Origin of the sequence: Agromyces cerinus subsp. cerinus (assembly GCF_900142065.1) — a bacterium.
GTDB lineage: Bacteria > Actinomycetota > Actinomycetes > Actinomycetales > Microbacteriaceae > Agromyces > Agromyces cerinus.
On sequence record NZ_FSRJ01000002.1, the window covers coordinates 230773 to 245687 of the forward strand.

13 protein-coding genes are annotated in these 14915 nt (G+C 71.1%); 5 read left to right on the forward strand and 8 right to left on the reverse strand.

Features of this window, described 5'->3' with window-relative positions:
- Nucleotides 1-53: 53 nt before the first annotated feature.
- Nucleotides 54-911 (reverse strand): tryptophan 2,3-dioxygenase, encoded by an 858-nt coding sequence (gene kynA / locus BUR99_RS07150; RefSeq protein ID WP_074260262.1) that lies wholly within the window; start codon nucleotides 909-911, stop codon nucleotides 54-56.
- Nucleotides 912-1121: 210 nt separating this feature from the next.
- Here kynA and BUR99_RS07155 point away from each other — a divergent pair, with 210 nt between their 5' ends.
- Complete coding sequence (locus BUR99_RS07155; protein ID WP_074259705.1) at nucleotides 1122-1772, forward strand: TetR/AcrR family transcriptional regulator; 651 nt, start codon at nucleotides 1122-1124, stop codon at nucleotides 1770-1772.
- Nucleotides 1773-1847: 75 nt separating this feature from the next.
- Here BUR99_RS07155 and BUR99_RS07160 read toward each other — a convergent pair whose 3' ends face one another.
- The gene (locus BUR99_RS07160; protein WP_074259706.1) at nucleotides 1848-2690 is read right to left on the reverse strand and encodes a VOC family protein; all 843 of its coding nucleotides are present in this window, start codon (nucleotides 2688-2690) and stop codon (nucleotides 1848-1850) included.
- A gap of 234 nt (nucleotides 2691-2924) precedes the next feature.
- On the opposite strand from BUR99_RS07160, the gene BUR99_RS07165 reads away from it, so the two are divergent.
- Nucleotides 2925-3452 carry a DUF1269 domain-containing protein gene (locus BUR99_RS07165; protein ID WP_074259707.1) on the forward strand — a complete coding sequence of 176 codons (528 nt, stop codon included), beginning with the start codon at nucleotides 2925-2927 and terminating at the stop codon, nucleotides 3450-3452.
- Between the two features lie 239 nt (nucleotides 3453-3691).
- Here the strand turns inward: BUR99_RS07165 and BUR99_RS07170 are convergent, their stop codons facing one another.
- The 3 genes from BUR99_RS07170 to purD all read right to left on the reverse strand — a co-directional run bounded on the left by BUR99_RS07170 (nucleotide 3692) and on the right by purD (nucleotide 7465).
- On the reverse strand, nucleotides 3692-4978 hold the full coding sequence (locus tag BUR99_RS07170; RefSeq protein WP_234980781.1) for a serine hydrolase domain-containing protein: 1287 nt from the start codon (nucleotides 4976-4978) through the stop codon (nucleotides 3692-3694).
- A 193-nt stretch (nucleotides 4979-5171) separates the two neighbouring features.
- On the reverse strand, nucleotides 5172-6119 hold the full coding sequence (locus tag BUR99_RS07175) for a phosphoribosylaminoimidazolesuccinocarboxamide synthase (RefSeq protein WP_074259709.1): 948 nt from the start codon (nucleotides 6117-6119) through the stop codon (nucleotides 5172-5174).
- 8 nt (nucleotides 6120-6127) lie between these two features.
- Nucleotides 6128-7465, reverse strand: a complete 1338-nt coding sequence (purD, locus tag BUR99_RS07180; RefSeq protein WP_074259710.1) for a phosphoribosylamine--glycine ligase — start codon at nucleotides 7463-7465, stop codon at nucleotides 6128-6130.
- A gap of 104 nt (nucleotides 7466-7569) precedes the next feature.
- On the opposite strand from purD, the gene lspA reads away from it, so the two are divergent.
- Nucleotides 7570-8139 carry a signal peptidase II gene (lspA, locus tag BUR99_RS07185; RefSeq protein WP_234980782.1) on the forward strand — a complete coding sequence of 190 codons (570 nt, stop codon included), beginning with the start codon at nucleotides 7570-7572 and terminating at the stop codon, nucleotides 8137-8139.
- Between the two features lie 59 nt (nucleotides 8140-8198).
- Nucleotides 8199-8582 (forward strand): sterol carrier family protein, encoded by a 384-nt coding sequence (locus tag BUR99_RS07190; protein WP_074260264.1) that lies wholly within the window; start codon nucleotides 8199-8201, stop codon nucleotides 8580-8582.
- 34 nt (nucleotides 8583-8616) lie between these two features.
- Here BUR99_RS07190 and BUR99_RS07195 read toward each other — a convergent pair whose 3' ends face one another.
- Genes BUR99_RS07195 through BUR99_RS07205 form a run of 3 tightly spaced genes read right to left on the reverse strand, consistent with a single transcriptional unit; the run spans nucleotide 8617 to nucleotide 11739 of the window.
- Nucleotides 8617-9444, reverse strand: coding sequence for a heme ABC transporter ATP-binding protein (locus BUR99_RS07195; RefSeq protein WP_074259711.1), 828 nt, complete (start codon nucleotides 9442-9444; stop codon nucleotides 8617-8619).
- On the reverse strand, nucleotides 9441-10601 hold the full coding sequence (locus BUR99_RS07200) for a FecCD family ABC transporter permease (RefSeq protein WP_084183769.1): 1161 nt from the start codon (nucleotides 10599-10601) through the stop codon (nucleotides 9441-9443). Before BUR99_RS07200 ends, BUR99_RS07195 begins: the two co-directional genes overlap by 4 nt.
- Nucleotides 10594-11739: a heme/hemin ABC transporter substrate-binding protein gene (locus tag BUR99_RS07205; RefSeq protein ID WP_074259712.1), complete on the reverse strand. Its 1146-nt coding sequence runs from the start codon at nucleotides 11737-11739 to the stop codon at nucleotides 10594-10596. Before BUR99_RS07205 ends, BUR99_RS07200 begins: the two co-directional genes overlap by 8 nt.
- A gap of 163 nt (nucleotides 11740-11902) precedes the next feature.
- Here BUR99_RS07205 and BUR99_RS07210 point away from each other — a divergent pair, with 163 nt between their 5' ends.
- The gene (locus BUR99_RS07210; protein WP_074259713.1) at nucleotides 11903-14848 is read left to right on the forward strand and encodes an HtaA domain-containing protein; all 2946 of its coding nucleotides are present in this window, start codon (nucleotides 11903-11905) and stop codon (nucleotides 14846-14848) included.
- Nucleotides 14849-14915 lie beyond the last annotated feature (67 nt).

A 14915-nucleotide genomic window follows, 5' to 3' on the forward strand; every position in this document is an offset into this window, starting at 1 on the left:
CCGGGCGCGGGGCCCGAGTTCGGGCGGTCCGGGATCGAGAGGGCTCGGCATCGTCAGCCCGGGATCTCCGTGCGCACGGCGTACAGCTCGGGGAAGAAGGTGAGGTCGAGCGCGCGGCGCAGGAAGCTCGCGCCGCTCGACCCGCCGGTGCCCGTCTTGTTGCCGATGATGCGCTCGACCGTCTTCAGGTGCCGGAAGCGCCAGAGCTGGAAGTTGTCCTCCAGGTCGACGAGCTCCTCGCACGTCTCGTAGGCGGCCCAGTGCTCCGACGTGTCGGCGTAGATCGATGCGAACACCGGCACGAGCTCGGGTGCGTACGTCCACGCCTGGGTGACGTCGCGTTCGAGGATCGCTGCGGGGATCGGGTAGCCGGCGCGGGCGAGCAGGCGGAGGAACTCGTCGTAGAGGCTCGGCGAGTCGAGGGCGTGGCGGAGGGTGGCGGTGGCCGCGGCATCCGACTCGAAGACCTGCATCATCTTCGCGTTCTTGTTGCCGAGCACGAACTCCACGGCGCGGTACTGGTACGACTGGAACCCGCTCGCGTTGCCGAGCACGCCGCGGAACTGCGCGTACTCGGTGGGCGTGAGCGTCGCGAGCACCGACCACTGCTCGGTGAGCGTCTTCTGGATGTGCTTGACGCGCGCGATGCACTTGAGCGCCGGGGCGAGCTCGTCGGAGCGCAGCAGGTCGCGCGCGGTCTCGAGCTCGTGCAGCACGAGCTTCAGCCACAGCTCGGTGGTCTGGTGCTGGATGATGAACAGCAGCTCGTCGTGGTGCTCGGGCCGCGAGATCGGCCGCTGCGCGGAGAGCAGGGTCGGCAGGTCGAGGTAGCCGCCGTAGCTCATGCGATCGCTGAAATCGGTGACGACGGACGCCTCGATCGTGCGGGTGTTGGCTTCGACGCCGTCGATCGCGCCCTCGGGTTCGGTTGGCTCAGTAGTCACGGCACCAGCCTAACCACGCGCGGGAGCCGACACGGCGGGCATCCCCCTTGCCGGACGCACCGGCAGGTGCCCGCCGCGCCGCAACCCCTCCCCCCAGAGAGGTCGCCGCCCCGTTCATTCGGGTAAACGGAGGCGACCCTCCGAATCATAGCCGATCGACGCGCGTACAGTGAAAGCGTGAGCTCATCCCAGTCGCCCCGCCGCGATGCGCGGCGCAACCACGAGCGACTCCTCGTCGAGGCGAAGCAGCTCTTCGCCGAGCGCGGCGTCGACGCGCCGCTCGACGAGCTCGCGGCACGCGCCGGAGTCGGAGCCGGCACCGTGTATCGCCACTTTCCGAACCGCGACGCGCTCGTGCGCGAGCTCTACGATGCCGCGGTCACCGACCTGCACGACTTCGCGCCGCAGTTCCTCGGCGCGGAGACGGGCTGGCTGGGGATCGAGCTCTGGCTCGAACTGGTCAGCGGATGGCTCGCCGACTCGCCGTACCTCCCGGCGGTGATGCGCCGCGTCGCCGAACTGGATCCGAAGCACCGCCCCGCCACCGAGTTCGTGCCGATGATGGACGCGGTGGTCGCCCGCGCCCAGGCCGAGGGGTCGCTGCGCCGAGACGTCACCGCGGTCGACCTCAGCGTGATGGTCGACATGCTCGGCTCGCTCGGCCAGTACGGCAAGGCGTACCTGCCGTACTGGCGTCGCCAGCTCACAGTCATGCTCGACGGGCTGCGCGCGCGGCCCGACGTCACCCCGCTGCCCGGCGAGGGCCAGGCCTTCGACGAGTTCCACGACATGTCGCACGCGAAGGGGCCGACGCCCCCGAACGGCTGACCTCGTGCTGCTCAGTCGATCGAGCCTGTCGAGATCCGCGTCGCGGTCGGGTCGCGACCGGCTCGACCCACGGACTCAGTCGGCGGCGCGCACCACGACGAGGTTCGCCCACGGGTCGTCGAATGCGAGGGTGAGGCCGTCGTCGCGCGTTGCGACCCGATAGTGCCCCATGCGTTCGCCGAGTTCGCCGAGGTCGTCGGCACCGGGCACGACGATCTCGACCTTGCCGAGTCCGAGGGCGAGGCCGCGACGGCCGGCGCCGCGGCTGTTCCACGTGTTCATCGCCATGTGGTGGTGGTAGCCGCCGGCGGAGACGAAGAGCGCCTGGTCGCCCATCTCGGCCGTCGTCTCGAAGCCGAGTCGTTCGACGTAGAACTCGCGCGCGCTCGCGACGTCGCCGACCGAGAGGTGCACGTGACCCACGACGGCGTCGCCCAGGCCGAGACCGGATGCCGCGGCATCCGCCCCGCCCTGGGTGAGGTGTTGGCGCAGGTACTCGTTGGGGTCGAGGTGCAGGGTCGCCATCTCGATCGTGCCGTGCGTCCAGCTCCACTTCGAGCGGTCGCGGTCGAAGTAGAGCTCGATGCCGTTGCCTTCGGGGTCGGTGAAGTAGAAGGCCTCGCTCACGAGGTGGTCGGCGCTGCCGGTGAAGGTGCCCGGATGCTTCGAGGCGATCGAGTAGATCGCGGTCGCGAGCGCCTCCCGGGTGTCGAAGAGGATCGCGGTGTGGAAGAGCCCGGCGTCGCGCGGAGAGGCGTGGCGCAGTTCGGGCGCGTGCTCGAGGATCACGATCTGCGTGGTGCCGCGGCCGAGCACGGCGACGGGGCCGTCGTGGCTCAGGAGTTCGAGCGTGACGGCGTCGCGGTAGTAGCGGATCATCGCGTCGAGGTCGCCGACGCGCAGCGTGACCGCGCCCATTCCGGTGTCGGCGGTGAGCAGGCCCGCGCCTTCCGGCGCTCCATTGGTTGTAATCACAACTAATGATAACCCCGTGATCGCGCCGGGCATTCCCGAGTGGAGGCGACCGTTCGGGCGTCGACGCCGGCCGTGGCTGCCGGAATCGGGTCTGGCGCTCGGAGGCCGCGATCCCTAGCGTGGAGGCTACGCGGCTCCCGGGGAATCGACGGGGAGCCCTCCTGAGGGGACGAAGACATGGGCATGGACAACCTGGTGCTGTACGTGGCGACCTACGACGACGGTGCGACCGCCACCGACGAGTACCGCTCGCTCAAAGACGCCGAGGCATCATCCGAACTCGAGGTCGTGTCCTCGGTCGTGATGCGTCGCGGTGACGACGGCAGGGTCGCCGTCGACGAGCACGGCACCGGCCAGGTCGCCGCCGGCACGTGGATCGGCGGTGCCGCCGGACTCGTCGTCGGCCTCTTCGCGCCCCCGCTGCTCGCCGCGACGGCCATCGGGGCGGGAGTCGGTGCCATCTCGGGAGCGATCGCGAAGAAGCACGACGAGAAGAAGGTGGGCATCGAGCTCGAGGAGTACCTGCCGAAGGGATCGTCGGCCATCGTGGCAGTGCTCGACGACAAGTACCTCGACCGCATCGACGCCGTGCTGACGAAGTACGCCAAGAAGGTCGACAAGGCGATCGATCGCGAGGACTACGAAGCCCTCGAGAAGGCGATCAGCGAGGGCGGCGACAAGATCGCCAAGGCGATCGCCTCCTAGCGCTCAACCGCTGCGGGGTCGAGCCTGTCGAAACCCGGTGACGGATCTCGACAGGCTCGATCAGCAGAAGCGGGCTCGATCAGCAGGAGCGGGCTCGATCAGCAGGAGCGGGCTCGATCAGCAGGATCCGCTCAGGCGCCGGTCAGCCGGCCGAGCAGCTCCCGGGAGCGTCGGCGGCTCCTCCGAGACGTCCTGGTCCCAGTTCGCGGCGCGCCAGTCGCGGCCGGTCTACCCGTGGCTCACGCGGGGCCGCTCCCGAACGTCTCGTTGAGGAGGCGCTGCTGGACGCCCTGGAACGCTGCGGCAACGGTGAGGTTCGCATCGTCCACGCAGTTCAACGCAGCTGTCAGGGTCTTGGACCCGTCGGGAGTGGCGTACATGAGCGCCGCGTGGCCCACCGAGGCGCCGTTGTGCGAGATGACGGTGGCGCCGTCGTCGGTGGTCAGCACGAACACGCCCAGCCCATAGTCCATATTCGGGATGCCCGTCGCGCGCGGGGTGAACATCTCCTCGCGCAGTTCGTCTGGGAGGAGCTTGCCGCCAGTGAGGGCGGCGATGAACGTGTGAAGGTCTTCGGTCGTCGAGATCATGTCTCCACCGGCGGAGATCCATGAGGGGTTCTGGCGGGTGATGTCGACCGTGCGCGGTTCGCCGTCCTCGTCGTATCGGTAGTAGGCGTGGGGGTGCGGCTCGGCGATCTCCGCGTCATCCGGGACCACGGTGTGCGACATGCCGAGAGGAGTCAGGATCAGCCGCTGCATCTCCTCGGTGACGGTGCGGCCGGTGACCTGCTCGATGAGCAGGCGGGCGAGGACGTAGTTGGTGTTGGAATAGCTCCAACCCGAGCCGGGCTCGAACCGAGGAGGCTTGGCCAGCGCGAGCTCGACGAGCTCTTGTGGCCGATACGTCTTGAACCGGTTGTTCAGCCACTCCGTTCCGTTGGGGCCGTATGGCATCGGGATGCCGAGCGCGATCGACCCGTCGTCGTAGACCTCGCCGGTGAAGTTGAAGAGGCCGCTGGTGTGCTGGAGCAGCATCCGCACAGTGATCCGCGTGTCGAGCCCGAACTGGGTCAGGTGGTCCGCGACCGGGTCGTCCAAGGCGATCCTGTCTTCGGCCACGAGTTGCAGCACCAGGGTCGCGGTGAAGGTCTTGGTATTGCTGCCGATCCGGATGTGCCCGTCCACGGGCGGCTTGATGTCCCCGCCCAGTTCGACCGCGCCGGCGCTGCCGACCCACGTGCCCTGCTCGTCGTCGACGCGGACCGTCAGCCCGATGATGCCGGTGTCGACGAGCGCGTCGATCGTCCGTTGGAGGTGGTCGGCGGTCTGGCTGGAGAGGGTGGTGGTCCTGGTGGTCATGGTGGTTCGCTCCTTCGAAGCGTTCGATTCCCGTCGGCGTCCTGCCGACGTGAGAAGCCTCCACCTTGACCTCGGGTCAAGGTCAAGCGAGGTACTCCGAATCGCGCGAGCACGTGATCGAACGGTGGGGATCGACAACGTCGAGGTCTCCGTCACCGACTTCACCAGGTCGATCCGGGTACGCAGCGTTTCGACCTCACCACCTTCGGGAGCTCGTGGTCGTCGGGCCTGCCGCGAACGTGACGGCCGTCGACGGGATCAGCTCAGGAGCCCGTGCACTGGGCGCCACCCGGTGCGACACTGCGGTCAGGCTCCGGGGTCAGGCTCCGGGGTCAGGCTCCGGGGTCAGGCGCCGGGGTCAGGCGCCGGTCAGTCGGCCGAGCAGCTCCCGGTAGCGGGCCGCCGTCTGCTCCACGATCTCGTGGGGGAGGGTCGGCGGCTCCTCTGAGACGTCCTGGTCCCAGTTCGCGGCGAGCCAGTCGCGCACGATCTGCTTGTCGAAGCTCGCCATGCGCAGTTCGGGCGTGGATGCCGTGGCGTACGCCTCGGCATCCCAGTAGCGGCTCGAGTCGCTCGTCAGCACCTCATCGGCGAGCGTGACGATGCCGGTCGCGCGGTCGGCGCCGAACTCGAACTTCGTGTCGGCGAGGATGACGCCGCGGGCCTCGGCGATCTCGGAGGCGAGCGCGAAGATCTCGAGCGAGAGCTCGCGCAGCTGGGCTGCGACGACCTCGCCGACGAGTTCGACGGTGCGATCGTAGGAGACGTTGACGTCGTGCTCGCCGAGCGGGGCCTTCCACGCCGGCGTGTAGATCGGTTCGGGCAGGCGGTCGCCGTTCGCGAGCCCCGCGGGCAGCGGGAGGCCGCCGATGGCACCCGTCGCCTGGTACTCCTTGAAGCCCGAACCGGTGAGGTAGCCGCGCACCACGCACTCGACGGGGAACATGTCGAGCGTTCGGCAGAGGGTGCCGCGCTCGGCGAGCTCGGCCGGCACCTCGGGCAGCCCGAGCACCTCGAGGCGGTCGTCGAGCGGGTGGGCCAGGTGGTTCGGCACCTGGGGCAGCTGGTCGAACCACCAGCGGGTGAGGCTCGTGAGCATCGCGCCCTTGCCCGGGATCGCGGGCGAGAGCACCTGGTCGTAGGCACTCACCCGGTCGGTCGCGACGACGAGCACGACCGGCGAGAAGGTCAGCGGGTCGCCGGTCCAGGAGTCGTCGTCGACGAGCAGCTTGGTCGGCACGTACAGATCGCGCACCTTGCCCGAGTAGACGTGGGTCCAGCCGGCGTGCTCCTGCGTTTCGCTCATGGTTCCCTCTATTCGGTGACGCGGGCCGCGATGTCGGTGCGGTACTGGCCGCCCTCGAGTCGCAGGTGTCCGAGCGCCTCGTACGCACGGCGGCGGGCTTCGGCGAACCCGTCGCCGACCGCGACGACGTTGAGCACGCGGCCGCCGGTCGCGATGAGCGGCAGTGCTTCGGCCCCGTCGTCGGTCGCAGCGCCGATCGCGGTCGCGGCGTGGGCGAGGTGCACACCGGGCACGGATGCCGCCGCCTCGATGCCCTCGATCGCACGCCCGGTCTGCGGCGCCTCGGGGTACCCCTCGCTCGCGAGCACGACCGTGACCGCGGCATCCGCTCGGAAGACCGGGCGCGGCAGCGAACCGAGCCCGCCGGTCGCGGCCGCGTGCAGCAGGCCCGAGAGCGGGGTCTCGAGGCGGGGGAGCACGACCTGCGTCTCGGGGTCGCCGAAGCGGGCGTTGAACTCGATCACGCGGATGCCGCGCGAGGTGAGGATGAGGCCCGCGTAGAGCAGGCCGATGAACGGCGTCTGCTCTTCAGCGAGCTTGCGCACGGTCGGCAGCGCGATCGTCTCGATGACCTCGTCGACGAAGGCCTGCTCGCTGCCGAAGCGGCCGCCTCGGCCGTCGACGGCGTCGCCGAGCCAGGGCAGCGGCGAGTAGGCGCCCATGCCGCCGGTGTTGGGGCCGGCGTCGCCGTCGAGCAGGCGCTTGTAGTCCTGCGCGGGCGAGAGCGGCAGCACGTGCGTGCCGTCGGAGAGCAGGAAGAGCGAGACCTCCTGGCCGTCGAGGAACTCCTCGATCAGCACGGGTCCCTGCTGCAGGTAGTGGGCGGCATGCGCGACCGCAGCCTCGCGGTCCTCGGTGACGAGCACGCCCTTGCCCGCGGCGAGGCCGTCGGCCTTCACGACGTACGGTGCGCCGAACTCGTCGAGCGTGGTCTCGACCTCGTCGAGGGTCTCGGCGAGGTTCGCGCGGCCGGTCGGGACGCCGGCGTCCTGCATGATGCGCTTCGCGAAGGTCTTCGAACCCTCGAGGGCCGCGGCCGCCCTGCCCGGCCCGAACACGGCGATGCCGCGGGTGCGCAGGGCGTCGGCGACGCCGGCGACGAGGGGCGCCTCTGGGCCGATGACGACGAACTCGATGTCGTTGTCGAGCGTGTACTCGGTCACGAGCACCGGGTCGGTCGGGTCGAGCGCGATGGTCGTGACACTGCCTCGAGCCGAGGATGTGGGGGATGCCGCGATGCCCGCGTTGCCCGGCGCCGCGATGATCTCGTGGCCGGCCTCCTCATCGAGGAGCGCGAGGATGATGGCGTGCTCGCGCGCGCCCGAGCCGAGGACGAGGATTCTCACCGGTTCAGGCTACCGCCTCGGGCCGCGCGGCCTCGCCTCGTGACCTCGCGTGCGGATGGGGGTGACGGGCGCGCTCGCGGGCCGGTGCTGCGAGAATGGTGCGGGTGAGCTCAGACACGACCGGCGCCGAAGACGCGCAGACCCCGGCCGGCCCCGACGACGCACCCGCGCGCGGTGCATCCGGCCACCGACTCTTCTGGTGGGTGCTGGGCATCGCCGCGTTCATCGTGCTGATCGACCAGGCCAGCAAGTGGTGGGCCGAGGCCGAGTTGAGCGACGGCACCACGATCCCGGTGATCGGCGACCTCATCCGCTTCGTGCTCGTCTACAACCCGGGCGCCGCGTTCTCGATCGGCACCGAGTACACGTGGATCTTCGCGATCCTCGCCGCAGCCGGCGCGATCGCAGTCGTGTGGTTCGCCTGGCGCGTGGGGTCCGTCGGCTGGACCATCGCCCTCGGCCTCATCCTCGGCGGCGCCATCACCCATCTCGGCGACCGCCTCTTCCGCGAGCCCGGCTTCGGCCGGGGTCACGTCGTCGACTTCATCGGCTACGGCAACTGGTTCATCGGAAACGTCGCCGACATCGCGATCTTCGCGGGCGCCGTGATGATCCTCGTGCTGACCTTCATGGGCATCGCGCCCAAGGGCGGGCGCCTACGCGACGAGGACTGACCGCGGCCGCTGACCGCGGGCACTGACGGCGGCGGACGGCCGGTGGCAGAATGGCCGACATGGCACGCGTGAGGATCGGCGACGACATCGGGAGGGCGGCCGTGACGGTCGTGCAGGCGGTGACGGCCGAGGGGGCGGATGCCGCGACATCCGTCGACCGTTCGACCCTCGCACTCGCGGTGCGCTACTCGCTGCAGGTGCTCGCCGAGGAGGCGCCCGGTGGCACGGTCGAGGTGCGCGTGCCCCCGTTCGGCGCCGTGCAGTGCATCGAGGGCCCGAAGCACACGCGCGGCACTCCGCCGAACGTCGTCGAGACCGATGTCACGACCTGGCTCGCGCTCGCGACCGGTCGTCTCTCCTGGGCCGACGCGCGCGCCGCCGGGCGGGTGCACGCCTCGGGTCAGCGCGCCGACCTCAGCGCGGTGCTGCCGATCCTCGGCTGACCCGCCGCCGCGCGCCCTCGGGTGCCCGCCTCGCTCACCGCACCGGCAGCACGAGCGGAACGCCCGTGCGCGGGTGCGGCACGACGTCGACCGCTTGGCCGTAGACCGCCTCGATGCGCTCGGCGGTGAGGACCGCCCCCGGCGCACCTGTCGCGACGACCCGGCCGAGCCGCAGCAGGGTGAGGTCATCGGCATAGGCGGCGGCCAGGTTCAGGTCGTGCAGCACGACCACGACCGTGGCGCCGGCCGCGGCGTGCGCGCGTGCGAGTCGCAGCACGTCCTCCTGGTGCTTCAGGTCGAGTGCGGCCGTCGGCTCGTCGAGGAGCAGCACGGGCGTGCGCTGCGCGATGACGCGTGCGAGGGCGACGCGCGCGCGCTCGCCTCCCGAGAGCGATGGCACCGTGCGGGCGGCGAGATGCCCGACCTCCGTCGCGGCCATCGCCGCATCGATCTCGTGGTCGTCATCGTCGGCCGCGGCGCTGCCCGCCCACGGGTGCCGGCCCATCGCGACGATCTCGCGCACCGGGAACGGGAACGAGACGGCGTGCTCCTGGGTCAGCACCGCGCGGAGTCGGGCGAGGGCCTTCGGCGACCGGCTGGCGACCGGGGTGTCGCCGAGGTGCACCGTGCCCGCGGCCGCTGGGCGGTCGCCCGCGAGCGCCGCGAGCAGCGTCGACTTGCCGGCGCCGTTCGGGCCGATCAGCGCATGGACGCGCCTGGGCGTCGCCGAGAAGTCGACCGCGTCGAGCAGGCGCACGCCGTCGATCTCGACGGCGAGGCCCGTTGCGGCGAGGGCGAGGGGCGCCGGGGCATCCGTTGGGGCGGTCTTCGGTGTCGGGGCGACCGTGCGTGCGCGGCTCATCCCCAGCCTCCCGACCGCCGGCGCGTGCGTCGCAGCAGCCAGAAGAAGAACGGTCCGCCGATGATCGAGGTCAGCATGCCGATCGGCAGGTCGGCCATCGGCACCATGGTGCGGGCGGCGAGATCGGCGAGGATGAGCAGCAGGGCGCCGCCGAGCGCGCTCGCGACGAGCAGCGGCCGGTGCGCCGGGCCGATCACCATGCGCATGAGGTGCGGCACGATGAGGCCGACGAAGGCGATGATGCCCGCGAACGCGACCGCCGAGCACACGAGCACGGCGACGACGACGATCGAGACGATGCGCACCGTCTCGACGCGCACGCCGAGATGGCGGGCACCGCGCTCGCCGAGCGAGAAGAGGTCGAGTGTGCGGCCGAGGAGGAGGGCTGCGACGCCCGCGACGACGACGAGCGGCAGCATGACCGCGACCCCGGGCCAGCGTGCGCCGTTCAGCGAACCGAGCTGCCAGAACACGATCTCCTCACGGGAGCCGGTATCGCCCATGAACGTGAGGAACGCCAGGGCGCCGCCCGCGAACGCGTTGATCGCGATGCCCGTGAGCACGAGGGTCACGACCTCGGTGCGCCCGCCGGCGCGGCTCGCGAGGTAGACGACGAGGGTCGCGCCGAGTCCGGCGACGAACGCGGCGACGGCCGTCACCCAGTCGCCGAACGCCGTCCAGCCGAGCACGATGGCGGCGGCGGCGCCGAGCGCCGCGCCCGAGGAGACGCCCACCACGCCGGGTTCGGCGAGGGGGTTGGCGAAGATCGCCTGCATGACGGTGCCCGCCATCGCGAGCGCCGCGCCGATGAGGAGCGCCATCGCGATGCGCGGGAAGCGGATGTTCCAGAGTGCCGAGTCCGTGTTGGGCAGGGCCTCGGGCGCATCGCTCAGGCCGAGGCCGCGCAGGAGCGAGTTCCAGACCTCGTGCGGCGGTACGGGCAGCTGGCCGGCACCGGCCGAGACGACGACGCCGACGACGAGCGCGACGGCGAGGCCGCCGAACAGCAGCGCGCTCCTCGTGCGGGGGGCGAGGCCGCGGGCCGGGTTGCTCGCAAGGCTCGGGAGCACGGCGTCGGTCGCCGTGGGAGCGTCGGCTGCATTGGGCAGGTCGGGAGCCGTGCCGGCGGCCGGCGCACTCGAGCGGGTGTCAGTCATCGAGGTACCCCGACTGCTCGGGCGCCCACACCGCCCGGGCGAGGGCCTCGACGACCTGCGGCGCGCGCGGCCCGAAGCTCAGGATCTCGCTGTCGGCCATGTCGACGAACCGGCGGTGCACGCCCGCGGGCGTCGAGGCCAGCGCCGGCAGGCGTTCGAGCAGTCCGTCGATGCCGCCGGCCGACTCGAGTCCGCCGCTCATGAGCAGCACGACGTCGGGCTGCGCGGCGACGAGGGCCTCGGCGGTGACGGGGCGCATGCCCTCCCAGCCGATCTCGCTCGCGATGTCGACCCCGCCGATCGACTCGATGAGCGAGTCCGCGCCCGACTCGGCGCCGAAGAGGTAGTACACGTTCGCCGAACCGCGCACGTAGAGGAACGCGATGCGCGGTCGCACGGCCGGATCCGTCGGGATCGCCGCGTCGATCTCGGCGACGACGCGGGCGAGGTCGGCGTCGACCTGCGCCGAGAGCAGCTCGCCGCGCTCGGGCACGCCGAGGGCGGACGCGACCTGGCCGATGAGGTCGTCGATCGTGTCGAGGCTGCGCTCGGAGGTCGTGATCACCACGGGGATGCCGCTGTCGCGGAGCTGGTCGAGCACGTCGAGCGGGCCGAGCGTCGTGTCGGTGATCACGACGGTGGGGTCGAGGGCGAGGATCGCCTCGGCGGTCAGGTTGTGGCCGCCCTGCGTCACCACGGGCAGAGCGGATGCCTCGGCGAACCCGGTCGAGCTGTCGCGCCCGACCACGCGGTCGCCGAGCCCCAGCCCGAACACCGTGGCCGCGAGCGAGCCGGAGACGTCGATCGGCAGGATGCGCGAGGCATCCGTCACCGTGACCTTCGTGCCCTCGTCGTCGGTGATCGTCACCGGAAGCTGCGGACGCTCATCGGAGTCGATCGCCGGCAGCGCGGCGTCGGCGAGGCACGCCGTCGACGGACCCTTGATCGTGCGCGGCGACCCGTCGACCGCGAGCTCGGCGAACGGGGTCGAGCTGGCGACGCACTGCGGCTCGGCGGTCGAACCGCTCGCGGTGGCGACGCAGCCGGTGGTGAGCACTGCCGTCGCGGCGAGCACGGCGATGAAGGCGAAGCGGGTCGCGCGGGTCGAGTACGGGCGCGGAAAGACACGGGAAGCCATGAAGTGAGGTAAGCCTTACCTTAAAGTTGACAGGGCGGCAGCCTTCACTCTAGCGTCATTGTTAGCTGAGGCTTACCTAACTCGGCCTTCCCTCATCCCACCCTCGCGAGGCTCCCGGCGCACTGTGCGCGCCGTCGCTTCGCCATGCCTGGAGGACCGCGTCGTGAAGACACCGTCACCGATATCCACCCGCTCGGGGAGGCGCTGGGTCGCCGGCGCGCTCGCGGCGCTGCTCGCTCTCGGCGGCTCGATCCTGACGGCGGCGCCCGCGCTCGCCGACGAGGTCGCTCCGGCCGCGGTCGCTGCGCCGTCGCTCACCGTGTCGCCCGCCGACGACGTCGATCCCGCGGTCGAGAACACGTTCACCGTGTCGGGCACGGGCTACGTCGGTGCGGGTGCGAAGTACGGTGCGTACGTGCTGCTCGGCGATGCGTCGATCTGGAGTGGCGGCGGCCCGTTGGTCGCCTCTGGTTGGTTGCAGCTCGCGTGGGTGCAGCCGGCGTCGATCGTCGATGGTTCGTTCACGACGACGCTGAAGGTGCCGGCCGGGTCGTTCGATCCGGCGAAGCAGTACGTCGTCGCGACGTCGGCGGCGCACGGCCTCTCGGCCACCGATCGCTCGCTCGACGACTTCGCGCCGATCACGATCGCGCAGCCGGCTCCGCCGGAGCCGGTCGCCGATCCGGTGCTGACGGTGACCCCGTCGGCCGACGTCGATCCCGCGGTCGAGAACACGTTCACCGTGTCGGGCACGGGCTACGTCGGTGCGGGTGCGAAGTACGGTGCGTACGTGCTGCTCGGCGATGCGTCGATCTGGAGTGGTGGCGGCCCGTTGGTCGCCTCTGGTTGGTTGCAGCTCGCGTGGGTGCAGCCGGCGTCGATCGTCGATGGTTCGTTCACGACGACGCTGAAGGTGCCGGCCGGGTCGTTCGATCCGGCGAAGCAGTACGTCGTCGCGACGTCGGCGGCGCACGGCCTCTCGGCCACCGATCGCTCGCTCGACGACTTCGCGCCGATCACGATCGCGCACGTCGAGCCCGAGCCGGTGGTGCCGTCGGTGACGGTGTCGAAGACGAGCGGGCTGGATGCCGCGGGCGAGACGGTCGTGGTCGAGGGCGCCGGGTTCGTGCCGAACGCGCCCGCGACGAACGGTGCGCGTCCGCCGCTGGCGGGCAAGTTCGCCGGCGCGTACGTGGTGTTCGGTTCGTTCGCCGAGACCTGGAAGCCGAGCGCGGGCGCCGCATCGTCGACGCGGGTCGTGGACTCGCAGAAGTGGGTCGTGGACGCTGCGGATGTCGCGTCGATCGGCGGCGCTGCCGCGGGTGCGGTCGCGGTCGGCGCCGACGGCTCGTTCGAGGTCGAGCTGACGGTTCGCGAGTTCGAGAAGGCCCTGGCCGACGGCAACTACGGCGTCTACACGTACGCCGGCAGTGGCGCGAAGGTCGCCGCGTTCGAGACGTACACGCCGATCAGCTTCGGCAAGCCGACCGAACCGACCGAACCGACCGAGCCGACGACCCCGACCAAGCCGACGACCCCGACCAAGCCGACGGCACCCGGCAGGCCCGGCACCGCGTCGAGCGGATCCCTCTCCTGGGGCGTCGCCGGAGCGTTCCGCGAGTACATCGTCGGCGACATCGCGAAGGGCTCGATCTCGGTCGGCTCGGGTGCGACGCAGTCGGACGGGCTCTTCCAGTTCGGTCAGACCGGCGGCAGCTACAGCCAGAGGACCGGCACGGGCACCGCCGCCTACGCGGGCTCGGTGCGGTTCACCGGCCACGGGGGACTGCTCGACCTGACGTTCGCGAACCCGACCCTGCGCGCCACGAGCACCACGAACGGAATGCTCGAGGTCTCGGTCAACGGTTCGCGCGTCGACCTCGGGGTGGTCGACCTCGCGCGGGGTTCGAAGTCGCTCGTGAACGGCGCGACGCGCATCGCGAACGCGCCGGTCACCCTGACCCCCGCGGGAGCCCTCGCCTTCCAGGGCTACTACTCGGCCGGTACCCGGCTCGACCCGCTGACGGTCGTCATCGGCACGCCGGGCGCCGCGCCGTCGGGCAGCTCCGGCACGGTCGCCACCACCTCGGCGACCACCGCGGCTCCGAAGCCGGTGCCGGCGACTCCGCCGGCGACGACGGGCATCTCGCTCGACCCCGCAACCCTCGCCGCCTTCGCCGCGGGCAAGGAGGTCACGGTCACGGTCGACGGCTTCCAGCCGAACGAGACCGACATCATGGTGGTCGTCTACTCGACGCCGACCGTGATCGCACGCGACCTCGTCGCCGATGCGAACGGCGTCGTCACGTGGACGGGAAGCCTCCCGGCAGGCCTCGCAGCGGGCGACCACACGCTGACGTTCCAGGGGTCGACGGCGAAGGGCATCCGCTTCACCGTCAGTGCGCCCGCGGGGCTCTGCACCGTGACCGAGGCAATGCTCGACTGGGGCTTCAAGGCCTCGTTCCTGCAGTACCTCGAGAGCGGCATCGCGAACGGCGAGTGGATCGTCACCGGGGCGAGCGAGCAGGACGGGGCGTTCGGGTTCACCGGCGGCACGGGTTCGATCGAGGCCGAGACCGTGCGCGGCCTCATCGCCTTCCCCGGTTCGATCGAGTTCACCGGTCACGACGGCGCCCTCGACACGACGGTCGCGAAGCCGTCGATCGAGTTCGTCGGCAGTGACGAGGCCTACCTCCGGCTCGACGTGACGGGCACGACCCAGGAGGGCGAACCGGTCACCGCGACCGGAGTGCGCTTCGCCGTGCTCGATCTCGACGGCGCGCTCGAGCGCACCGGCGACTCGCTCGTCGGCGCGGCCGTGCCGGCCGAGTTCACCGCCGAAGGTGCTGCCGCGTTCGGCACCTACGCGGCCGGTGAGGAGCTCGACCCGGTCTCGTTCGCGATCACGCTGCCGGCCGGCTGCGGCATCGAGGCCGAAGCCGCGAAGCCCGAGGTGCAGCCCGCTGCGGCAGCCGACTCCGAGGTGGAGGCGACGGCTTCCGAGGGGCCTGCAGCATGGATCATCTGGCTGCTCGTGGCGGTCGTCATGCTCGCGATCGCCGCACTCGTGGTGTTCCTCATCCTCCGGAGCCGCCGCGCGGCGGGCTGAGTCCGGCCGAGCCTGAGCGGCCCACCCCGACCGGGGTGGGCCGCTCTCGTCGTCGTCGCAGCGAAAT